Source organism: Alphaproteobacteria bacterium, assembly GCA_030680745.1.
Taxonomy (GTDB): domain Bacteria; phylum Pseudomonadota; class Alphaproteobacteria; order JAUXUR01; family JAUXUR01; genus JAUXUR01.
This window is the reverse complement of record JAUXUR010000073.1, coordinates 62,516-74,424: the sequence shown is the minus strand read 5'-3', so window position 1 is coordinate 74,424 and position 11,909 is coordinate 62,516. Positions and strand designations below refer to the sequence as shown.

The following is an 11,909-nucleotide window of genomic DNA, read 5'->3' as shown; positions in this document are numbered from 1 at the left end:
AATGTCAGGTGTTTATTAAATTTAATGTGGCTATGTAATTTGTGTTTGTTGCAATAGAATTATAAATTTTTTAAATTAAACTTCATTTATTTTATAAAAATAATTTATTAAATAACTATTAATAATAATTATGTTGTATTAATAGTTATTTTATTGTAAAATAATTTCTATATATTAGATATTTTAAATTTTATTACACCGGAGATTTTTATGAAGAAAGTATTATCATATTTATTTGTTTTTGTATCTTTTTTTACGGCAATGTCTTTACATGCTAATGATACGGAGGATAATAAAAACACAGGCAAAAGAACTTATGATGAATTTGAAAACAAAAATGAAGTTGTTAATAAACAAAAAAATCATAAAAAAAAGAAAAAATTAAATATAAAAGAAACATATACGGAAGAAACTGTAAGGATAGAACAAAGTTTTGATTATCCTAATCAACTTACATGGGCAAAAATGGTGTCTGTTCTTCAAGAAAAAATAACAAATATATGGGGGGATTATGTTAAAAAAGAACTTAAAGAAAATGAACGCATAATTTTTTTGAGTGCATTTAAGAAATTATACAATAAAAATTTAACACTTACAAAAAATGGTACTATCTTAATATCTTTGGCAAAATATATGAAAGAGGTTTATTTATCTGAAATTGATAATGATATGTCTTTAATAGATGTTTTAGGTAAAATTTTTAATTATTCAGATGAAATTTCTCAAGCCGCAGCACCTTATATTAATTGCATTGTGAGTTCTAAAAATAAAATTACCAAAGAAAAAATTCAATATATTAAAAATATAATTGATGATTTAATAAAAAAAAGAAAACATTTTGAATTAATTTTTGATGTTTTTATTTTTATTTTAAAATTTAATAACAAAAATTTTGGTACTATTGACACTAATGTTAATAATTTTATAGAGCAACATGGTCAAAAAGATGCTGTAAATATAGTGCCACTTCCTTATGCTGATTTTTATAAATATTTGTTTTCTGATAATGTTGATGATAAAGAGACTTTGTCTGATGAATTTTCCCCAGTGCGTACCGGAATTATTTCTAATCAACAAGAATACAATGATGGTATAGGGGTAAATGTTAATTTTAAGGTTGGTCAGGCCGTAAATGTACTATTTGAAGATGGATCTATATGTCCTATTGGATATACAATTCATTTTCCTGTAAATCCATGTAAAATTGAAGCCATTAAAGTTAATGTTTATGGTGGGTGGAAAAAAGATGCGCGTCTTAAACGGGCATATAAACCCTCAGTGTTAGAAGGTGTTGATGCTTATTTAGCACGTCAAAATATTATGATTATTAATTTAAATTTACCTGATTTGTTAGATAATGAAATTCATCAATCTAAAATGACTGAAAATTATATGAATAAATTGCAATATTGTATTCAAAGTTTTTTGCATGTCATTAATACACATCCTGAATCTATTCATCCATCTTTAAATAATATTAAAAATGTTCCTAAATACCTATATGGTGCTAGTTTTGGTGGTTTAACTGCGTTGATGCAAGCACAAAAATATCCTAATAGTTGGGATGGGTATATTTCTCATAATGGTTGGCTCTCTTCAGGTGAAAATGAAAAATGGGATATTTTAGGACGTCTATATAACCTTAAAATAGATCCGAGTAATTTTAATGATGTTCTTTTAGTACTTGGAAATGCATATGACAATAATGTTAATATGCGGGATTGGACTAATTTTTACGAAAAAATTAAAAAAATGGGTAAAGAACGTTTGGTTAAAACATGGTTTACGTATAATGGCATTGAGTGTAATACAAAAGAACTTCTTAATACAGGGCATGGTGCACCAAATCATTTCGAAGAATTATTAACGTATTCTTCAGTGATACGTGATTTTATGAAAAAAGATAAAATTGTTCATAATGTAGCACTTTCAAAATGGATTAATTTGATGGGATTAATAAAATCCTATGAAAATGACGTTTCTGCAACGCCCGAACAATTGTTTTTAGCGGAGATGCATCATCAGGAACATGAAAAAAAACGTGTCTTAAGTGAAGAAGAATTGAAAAATATATTTTGTGTTTTTTATGCGATTAAAAATGAACCTGCTTATCTTATGTCGCTGATTAAATCTGAACCTATTACGGATGATCAACTTGCAAAAGGCTTTGCACGAGATTATAAAAATTGGATTCATTTTTCGAAAAAAATGCATAATGAGCATCCAAATGAGAATCCAATTATGGAAGAGTTTGTGGAGAGTGATCCCTCTGAAATTGCGCCTGAACTACTTGGAAGTTACAAAAAATTGTTGTTGAAATTTTCATCTTATTATAGATCATATGATCTAACAATTAAAAGAAGTTATCTTGCTTTTTTAAGATCCATGCGTAGTTTTTTTGTGGAAAATAGTGAGTTGATTAATAGGTATGAATTAGATCAAGATGTAATGAAAAGTTTTGAAAAGGCAAAAAAAACATGGAAAAATTTTAAAGAAGATGAGGCTGAAGCGTTTAAAGACGTGATGCCACTTTTTGTGGGGCAAGATAAAGATTATGGAGATTTAAACTTTTTAAATGATTTATTAGAATTAGATGATGGATTGTTAGAGAAAAAATCAGAATGTCTTGGGAACTTAAACGATATTAAAATTGATGATATGTTTCTTTCATAAGAGCATAGTAAAACAACTTGAAAATGCTATTGGTTGATGGATATTGGTCACTTTCCTGCCCCCCCCTTGGGCATATCATTGCCCATAATTATAAACCTCTCTTCCTACGTCCCGCGGCTTGTCCGCGGGATCCAGAAAGTAAATAAAGAAGATGTCATTGCTTAATTTATACAATGTTAACTTTAGGAAAGATCGTCTGGATCCCGCGATCAAGTCGCGGGATGTAGGAGGTGGAGCAAGCAATAGTTATTAAATATCAATAGGTTGAAACACTTTTGGGTGATGATATGCCCGTGGGGAAGTCCGCGGGGAGTAGAATGAAGGTTAATATCCAACCATGTTTCTGGGATTAAAGTTCACTTTAAGCGATGAAACATCAGCGTATTTCTTTTTCAGCCAGCCAAAATCATTGCATTTTGGATTTAATATAGCCCTGTGTGCTGCATCTGCTATCGCACGATTTACGGGATTAGATGTTATTTCGTAGGTTTCATCCATTTTAGGATTGGTGAAATGGCCATCTTTGCTGATGTCAACTTTAAAGACAATATTCACATCGCGTACTTCCTGGAATTCCCAGCATGGTTCAATTTGTTTTGCAATCATGGCAATATCAGAATCATCCAAGCCCTTAGGGCCTTGCTTGCCGCCTGATTCGGTTGGTTTTTTGGGTGCAACTTTAGGCGCTTCATCCATTGCTAAAACTGATTCTAATACATCGTCGAATTCTTTGTCTTCTTTTGTTTTGGGTGCATTTGGGTTTTTAGGTTTCTGCATGGGTTTAATGGCAGCCGCTTGTGGAACAGGTTTGAGCATTGGTTTTGGCTCAGGTTTAATGTCTTTTACGGGCGCTGGTTTCTGCACAATATCTGGTTTGATCTCTGGTTTAATATCCGGTTTTACCTCAGGCTTAGGCGCTGGGATTGGATCGGGTTCTGGAATAGGTGCAGGAGGAGGGGGTGTTGGTTGATCTTCGATTGCACCAATTTTTGTCTCTTCAGGCACGAATTCGGGTTCAGGTGGCACAAGCGGTTGAGGTGTTGGTTTTTCGATGATGGGTTCAGGCTTGGGTTCTGGCACAACTTGTTTAATTTCTGGGTTTTCAGGGAGCGACGTTACCATTTCAAAACCGACAAGTTCCGGCATAATAATTTCTTTATCAAGCGAAAAAGGAAGTCCTATAATCATCAAAAGTAAGATTGCTATATGAAAGATGATTGAAAAGATAAAACCTTTGCTCATGCTTTCATTATTTTGGAAATTATCGTTTTGGCTGAACATTATTCTTGCTTAGCTTTTGATGCTGTATTAGGTTTTGCACTCACTTTATTTTGAGGCATTTGCGCGACCAAGGTTACTTTTTTAAAACCTGCAGCACTGATATGCCCCATAATTTCCATAACACGACCATAAAGTAGGGCTTCATCCCCTCGTACAAATATTTTGGTATCGTCTTTATTTTCGGTAATTGCTAATAATCTTGGGACGAGTTCTTCTAAAGCCACTTGCGTTTCTTGAATGTAAATTTCGTTCTTTGCATTGACGGAGACAACCAATGGTTCAACTTGATCTGTTAACACAGCGCTACTTGTGCTCGGCAAATCAACAGGGACGCCTACATTCATTAATGGGGCAGTAACCATAAAAACGATAAGTAATACCAACATGACGTCAACAAAAGGGGTGACGTTGATCTCGTATAATGGCTTATAATTTTCTCTGCCACGACGGCTTACTAAAGGTCCTGCCATCTTTAAGCTGCTTTCTCTTCAACGCGACGTGATAAAATCGAACTAAATTCTGTTGTAAAGGCTTCTAATCGTTTTGCGTAGCGATTCAAATCATTTGAAATCTTATTATAGGCAACAACAGCGGGAATGGCTGCAACCAGCCCTAAAGCAGTTGCAAGTAAGGCTTCGGCGATACCGGGCGCTACAACGGCTAAGGAGGTGTTCTGAGAGACTGCAATGGCTTGGAATGAGCTCATAATACCCCACACAGTACCAAAAAGGCCTGCAAAAGTCGCGGTTGAGCCAACGGAGGCTAAGAAGCTCATATATTTTTCCAGATCTTCCATTTCGCGCCCTAAGGTAACGGTCATAACGCGTTCAATGCGCGCTTGTAAACCTTGCACAGGGTTGGATGCACGTAAGGAGCGTGCCCATTCGCGCATGCCGGATACAAAAATTGAAGACATAGGGTCAGTTGGTTGAGGGCCTATTTGCTTAAAAAGATCTTCAAGTGATTGTCCAGACCAAAAGCGATCTTCAAATTCATTGGCGCTTTTATTAAGTCTACGTATACGGGTTATTTTTTCAAAAATAATTGCCCAACACCAAATGGATGCTAAAATAAGGACGATCATGACTGTTTTTACAACTAAATCTGCGCGTAAAAACAACCCTATAAATGAAAAATCTTCGCTGCCTTGAATCATCGATCTTGCCTAAGTTGAATTTAAGTTGCTATATTAATACCCTATTTTTAGCAAAAGATAAATCGGGTAATTGATTATAAATTTCTTTAATTATTTCGGGTAGTTTTGTAATTTTACCCTCTAAATTCATGCATGCCATATGTACTTTGAGAGATGCTATTAACTTGTTTTGTTTCATTATTTCTTGAGAAAACAAAACATTAGTGGGTGCGAATTTCAAAACATCTGTTTTTACTTCAAGGAAATCATCAACGAAACAAGAAGCTATAAAATCAACTTCGATCTTTCGAATCACAAAATATATTTTTTCTTTTTCGCGTAAATATAACGGAGGAATATGCATGGCACGAATCATTTCAGAACGACCGCGTTCAGCATATTTCAAATAATTCGCGTGAAAGACATGGCCAGACATATCTGAATCTTCGTAATAAACACGTAATGGCCAAATAAATACTTTATCTTCCCATCGACCCCGATTTAGGTCATAAGGCAGTTGGAGCTGTTGAGGTTGGTGCATTGGTTTTAAAGCTCATTTTGTTTTTATTGATTCTCTCACATTACAGGCGTTTTTTAAAGTGTAGCCGTTTAAATTTAATCAATCATTGCTTAAAGCCTTAAATTCTACTTTAAGTTTTGCAAGTTCCTCATTAATTATTTTTGAATCTAATCCTTGTTTTTTTGCGATATTTAATGCTCTAACAAGGGCTATTTGAAAAGGTGCTTTACCTGCTTTTATGTCTTTAATCAGTTTGTTTTTAACTTGATTATGATGTTCTGCGCTTAACTTACGTATTTTTTTAACAGATTCCAACCTATTGAAATGTTTAATTTCTTTTAGTTCTTGTAAAGTGTATACATCTGGCATGGCAGTTGCCATAATTTTAATAAAAGATTTTTGGTAAAAATCTATTATTTTTTTTCTTCCTTCGTTTTTAATATAATCTTTAAAAACAGGAAAAAATTTAGTTTGCTCTTCATTTAATCCATTAAGTAGTTTTTTCGCTTTATAAAGAATTGTAACAAGTAATCTGTTAAGACGATAAATTTCTGGATTATTCAAATAAGCAAGCTCTTCATCCGCTATTTCCTGTGCAAGCTGTTCTTTTTCAGGTGTTCGTAGATCAGTTGCTACTGAGTAATTAAAACTGCGCATGTCTTTATCTGTTGTTGTAATGTAATTGGTGAGCATTTTCTGAAATTCTTCAGACTCAAAAGCGTCAAAAACAGCTTTTTCAAAAATATTTAATTTTTCAGTATTAATGTTTTCTTTTTGCGCTTTTTGAAAAACATCGGTCAAAATTTCTTTTAATAAATTTGGTGTTGCTGGATTGTAAATAGAATTTTGACTTAATAATAGTTTGAAATCATTGCTATCAAAATTCGATCCAACAATATTAAGGGCATATTTTAAAACCATAGGATGAATTTTTAATTGTTCAATTTCTTGTAACTCAGTTTTTGATATTTTGCTCAAATAAAGTTTTTTTTGAATATCAAGATTTGTTTTTCTTTCTTTTTGTTTCTCTTTAAAATATTCATTAACAAAAATATCGTTAAATTTTGAATGCGATTGGTTGAATCTTCTGGAAACTGATTGAAATTTTTCAAATAAACGACTATATAGGTTCTTCATATAATAAAACTTAAGATCTTTTTCGCTTTTTTTATCTTCAATACTTAAAAGAATTTTATTAAAAATTTTATTTTTTTCAGCATTTTCATTAGCTGTTGCAGAAAAAAACGTTAAAGTAATACAAATAAACAACAAAAATTTTTTCATAACACACCTCATTTAATAGCTACAATATCATTATAACAAAAATTAAAATTTTAATCACTTATATTTTTTTTTGTTTAAAAAGGTATTAGTGTGACTATTTAATTTTTGTAAGTATAAAAAAAGGGCGCCTGTTGGCACCCCTTTTAAAGTTTTAGTTTAAAGTTTTAGTAAGCTTCAATAGCATCCGGAGTTGGTTGCTCTTCGCCAATATCATCCATATCCAAACCAAGTTCTTGATAAAAATTTGCTAATTCTTCTTCACTTTGCTTGTTTTTGCTATAGTCTTTGTTTTTAGCATGTTCAAACATGATAGAAGCCATCATTGCGTCTTGTTCAAGACGATCGGCTTCTGCTTTTAGGTTTTTAGCTTTACCAAGATCTTGCTTGGCAATTTTAGCAGCTTCAATTTTTTTTGCTTTAGCACTACTGCGTTTCTCTTTTCTCATGTTGTCATAAGACTCAGAGTCAGAATCGCTATCAGAGGCTTCTGCTTTAATTTGATTTACATGTTTAACATGTGCATCATTGTCATTAACGTAATTTTTAAAGTCGTTATAGGCTGTTGCGTAGTTTTGTCCAAAATCATCGATTGCTTTTTCTAATCTGATACGCTCAGCAAGATTTTTCTTGAGCAAGTCAAATCCTTCTTCAATTATGTTCGTATAACGATCCATAAAGTGATTAACAACCATTGGCCCCATATAAGCTTCATCAATTAATGAATCATATAATGGGAAATCTACACCAACATGTTTTGAATTATATACTTCAGGAACGATTGTAGGAACAGCATCCCAAACGTTGAAAATACGAAGCATGTTACCACGACCAAGCTTTTCCTCAACCTTTTTCCCTGATTTTGCATCAAAAAGCCTTGGTGATGCAACTGTTACCAATTTAATATCAGCACCAATTTTCTTTGCAGGTAAAAGATTTGTCTTAAAGTCATAGGCCAAAATTGTAGCAATTGCAGCACCAAGACTATGTCCTGTTACATGACAAGTAAATGGATTTTTTGCAGACTTAATATTGTCCATGTTTTTTTCAAGAAATGTATTAAATGCAGCTTTAATGCTTCCAATGCTTTGCTCATAAGCAACAGCAAAGCCTTTATGAATATTTAAACCAACACCTGCACCTGTAGAAGCATTTCCCTTTTTACCCCAGACCTGAACATTTTTAAACCAATCCCTTAAAGATTTTGTACCAGGAACAACAACAATCATGTCGTTTATATTTTTGTTGTAAAGGATAAATCCGCCGAATTCTATGCCATTTCTAAGAAAACTATCAACTACTTCATATCCTTTAAAATCATGATTCCAAGCGATAAGGTTTTGATCTTTTCTTATAGCGTCGTTATAATCATTTTGAATTTCACGATCTATAAAAGATGATTTTGTTTCATTTTTTACGCGTTTTTCAAATTTATCGAGATTATCTTCAAAGTCAGTTGCCGGCAATGTGTCCTTTTTAAGCTCAGTAATAATGTCTTTAAGTTCTTTAGAAGCGTTTGGGCTGTCAAATGTACTAACAACAATGTCTTTAATGGATTTACGTTCTTCAAGAGACATTAGTTTATCTGAATTATAAATCCATCCTTTTGAAGTAGTGGCATTTTTATGTGCAGCTTTAATTTGAGCAAGCGCTTTTTGGCGTCTGTCAATTTTTGCTTGCGCCATTGTTGCAACATCAAGATCTGCATTCATTGAAATATCATAAGCAAGCTTGTTAAGGCGCATGGTTTTATTAAGATAGTCGGCATCAATTTGACTTACAAAATTATTTTGATCCATGAAAGCATCATCAAGACCTGGTTTTTTTAAATTATCAGTATAAAAACCAAGACCCACTTTTTCACCTTTAAAAAGCGCTTCATAGGCAGGTTTTGCTGAATTGTAATCTTGCACTAATGTTTCGAGTGCTTCGACTGGATTTGTTTCTTTTGTTGCATTGGCAAAATTAGCCGAGGAAATGGCCAGTGCGAAAATTGCTAGTGAAAATATTTTCTTCATTTTAAATAGTCCTTTCAAAAATGGTTTACGTTCTAATATAATTTAATTATAGGTCATTAAAATTGTCCTGTCAACATCTTTTTTAAGAATTGGTGTAATAAAAAAGAGTTTTGTATTGTTGTTTGGAAGAATAGTGTTTGTTAAGAGAAGTTTGTCAAGATCTAAAATATAATCTTGGTAAATTTTATTTAACATGTTGTTGTTTCTTTGCATTTTTATCTCCTCTAGCTTTCCATGAATGAATGGCTCGCCTTAAAAATAGATCACACATTTAAATATTTGTGATCTATCTTTATGTTTTTGTTGCATTTTGATTTTTATTTGCACTCGTTTTATATATTCATTTTGTAGAAAAGAAGTAAAAAAAACGTTAATTATTACTTTTTTTTAAAAATATTTTTGATCAAAATTGTTCGATTCCTATATTTTTTTTTGAAATTTTATAGGTAGGACTCTTAATTAATTTAAAATATCCTCTGATATTTTTTCACGTGTAAATTTTTTATATTGTTCCATCAAAGGGATAGCATCTAATTTTGGGTATTGTTTAAAAAGTTTTTGATAATTGTCACGCCAATATAATGTAGTAAAACGTGGTACAACACGTAAATTATCTTCTAATGAGTTAAAAGCATGAAGTAATTCATGGTCTATTTCTAAGAAAATTTGAGAATGAATATCAGTTATATTAAGATTTGTAGGGCTTCCCATATGTATAATATGTATTTCTGGTGGAGTGACGTGCTCATCATCAAACCATCTTTTGAGTAAATTGATAAAGGTTTCGAAAGAATGACCATTGGAATGATCAACAATAAATATTTTTTTTGAATCAATGAGTTTGGGGTTGAATTGATGTTCATAAAGCATTTTGCGGAATATGGATTCCTTATTATGGGTAAGAATATTTAGATATGATAATTCTGGTTTGTAATGTTCAGGGATTTTTTTTGTGTAATCAGGACAGCCAGAAAATGGAACATTGATAATTGTTGTGTCGTGATCACTTTGAGTGTGCGCAATTTCTTGAATCGTAATACCCAGATAAGCAGGTGCTTGACCTAAAACAAACAAGACATTTCCTTTAATATGGTTATATGTTTTTTTTGCGGCATTAAAAACATGTTCTTTGTTTTGATGTTCTGTAAAAAAAGTTGGATCACTTCTTTCATAATCTTCTTTTTGCTGTAATTGACTATAGGGAAGAAATAAAGAGCCAATTTCATAAAGTCCGAACTTGAATTCAAAAATTCTTTTTAACATTGGCGTTAAAATGTCTTTTGCATCCCTTTGATCAAATTTATCAAGGATATTTTGTGCCGATATCTTTTCTTGGGGCGGAAGGGAAATTTCAGAATGATTTTCTTGTGATTTTGTATTGGGTTCAGAAGAAACGTCATCAAAATCCTTTTGTTCTGCCGTTGTTTTTTTTGTTTCAGTAAATAACTTGTGTAAAAGTGATATGTTGGGTTGTGTTAGACTGTCACGTTTTTTTCTATTTTCCATGGTTTCTTGAATGGAGGTATAAATTTCTTTTGCCCATTCAACATGATCAACAAAAGGTGCGTCTTGAATATTATCTATTGTTGCACTTTGCATTAAGTTTAAAAGAGTGGGTTCTTGTTGTGGAAAAATGGGAGGGGTCATTGAGCTCAAAAATATATTATCTTTTTGCAATTGTTCAAATGTTTGTTGAGCCTTTTCCACAGAAAAAGTAGATTTCTCGTTTTCTTCAATGAAAGTATAATGGATGCTTATAGATTCAATATTATTTTTTCGACAAAATATTTCCATTTCTTTTGTATTGTTTTCTTGATCATCAATAAAAATAATTTTGGTTGGTTTTTGCTTTGAATATTTAATAAATTCTTCTAGATATGCTGTCTTTGAAAATCCGCAGGTATAAATAATGCCATTTGAAAATAATGGAAAAGCATAACTTTTATAAGGATCTCGTTTCGCGAATGTCTTAGATTCAAGATTTGGAAAAGAGCGATTGAAATGAATATTGAATTTTTTTAACGTATCATATCTTAAGTCTGTAAGATTTTCAAAATGACTTAATTTGCCAGTTGATGCTTTGGTGAGTGCAATTGTTTTAATGTCTCTGCTTTGTAGGGAGTGAATAAGACTGGGCCATTCAGCATGAATAAGTTTCATTTTGTAGGGTGTGTATAATAAATCAATAAGATTAAAATCATTGTTTTGTGCATAAACGTATTGACTGAGCTGATCTACATGTTTTGGCATAAGTGGATTTTGAAAAGTAATAAGCACTTCATCAACGTCAAAAATAACCCAGGTATTTTCATCTGCTGTAGAAATAATGGCTGCTGCTTTTTCATAAGTTGAGACTTTTATTATTTCGCAATGCGCTGAATTTTTGATACAAAAAAGCATAAAAAGGAGTAAATAAATGCGCATGATATCCTCATTTTTTAAGTATATATACTTGAATTATTATGAAATGTGCGTCAAGAGGAAAAAGTGCACACAAATACAGGTATTCTTTGGGCCTGAATTGCGAACCTAAAATTATACATCTTTGTGCCCTCCATCGTTTGAAGTAGGTGGGTGTTTGCCAAATAATTATTTTAATCTTTGTATAGAGTAAGATTTATTATGTCAAATTTTTTTTAAAATGTAAAATTTTATTATCAGGATGGTGGTGTAGATGTTTCAATAATTGCGCAGATTTTTTCTGGGTCTTTTTATAGTGGAATATGTGTTGAAAGTTTTTTACTTCTTTAGAAAAAACGTTTTTTTTATTAAAGATGTTATAATTTGTTTATTTACTTATTATCTAATAGGTTTTCTTTTTTAATAAAATGGTATTTTATATTTTTTAATTAATTTATAAATTAATTTTTATTTTTTAATGTATTAACTTTCTAAATTAATTTTAAATAAAGTAAAGTTTATTTTTATTATTTATATGTATGAATTTTTTTTATAAAAATAATTGATTTTTTTTAAAAAAAATACTAATATAATTTTTGTT

At 31.5% G+C, this 11,909-nt stretch carries 9 protein-coding genes; 1 reads left to right on the top strand and 8 read right to left on the bottom strand.

The annotated features are described in order from the left end of the window. Positions 1-210 precede the first annotated feature (210 nt). Entirely contained in the window at positions 211-2,673 is a 2,463-nt protein-coding gene (locus Q8L85_08565) for a hypothetical protein (GenBank protein MDP1724736.1), read from the top strand. Positions 2,674-2,997: 324 nt separating this feature from the next. Here the strand turns inward: Q8L85_08565 and Q8L85_08560 are convergent, their stop codons facing one another. From Q8L85_08560 to Q8L85_08525, 8 genes are all read right to left on the bottom strand, one after another. Then, positions 2,998-3,954 (bottom strand): hypothetical protein, encoded by a 957-nt coding sequence (locus tag Q8L85_08560; protein ID MDP1724735.1) that lies wholly within the window; start codon positions 3,952-3,954, stop codon positions 2,998-3,000. Beyond that, positions 3,954-4,424: a biopolymer transporter ExbD gene (locus Q8L85_08555; protein ID MDP1724734.1), complete on the bottom strand. Its 471-nt coding sequence runs from the start codon at positions 4,422-4,424 to the stop codon at positions 3,954-3,956. Before Q8L85_08555 ends, Q8L85_08560 begins: the two co-directional genes overlap by 1 nt. A 2-nt stretch (positions 4,425-4,426) precedes the next feature. Beyond that, positions 4,427-5,110, bottom strand: coding sequence for a protein TolQ (gene tolQ / locus Q8L85_08550; GenBank protein ID MDP1724733.1), 684 nt, complete (start codon positions 5,108-5,110; stop codon positions 4,427-4,429). Positions 5,111-5,138: 28 nt separating this feature from the next. Next, positions 5,139-5,630, bottom strand: coding sequence for a YbgC/FadM family acyl-CoA thioesterase (locus tag Q8L85_08545; protein ID MDP1724732.1), 492 nt, complete (start codon positions 5,628-5,630; stop codon positions 5,139-5,141). Between the two features lie 78 nt (positions 5,631-5,708). Then, positions 5,709-6,893 carry a hypothetical protein gene (locus Q8L85_08540; protein ID MDP1724731.1) on the bottom strand — a complete coding sequence of 395 codons (1,185 nt, stop codon included), beginning with the start codon at positions 6,891-6,893 and terminating at the stop codon, positions 5,709-5,711. A gap of 164 nt (positions 6,894-7,057) precedes the next feature. Beyond that, a complete protein-coding gene (locus tag Q8L85_08535) occupies positions 7,058-8,908 on the bottom strand; it encodes a lipase family protein (GenBank protein MDP1724730.1) in 1,851 nt (616 codons plus the stop codon). A gap of 42 nt (positions 8,909-8,950) precedes the next feature. Further along, positions 8,951-9,121 carry a hypothetical protein gene (locus Q8L85_08530; protein ID MDP1724729.1) on the bottom strand — a complete coding sequence of 57 codons (171 nt, stop codon included), beginning with the start codon at positions 9,119-9,121 and terminating at the stop codon, positions 8,951-8,953. 246 nt (positions 9,122-9,367) lie between these two features. Next, a complete protein-coding gene (locus tag Q8L85_08525) occupies positions 9,368-11,332 on the bottom strand; it encodes a DUF2608 domain-containing protein (GenBank protein MDP1724728.1) in 1,965 nt (654 codons plus the stop codon). Positions 11,333-11,909: the final 577 nt, after the last annotated feature.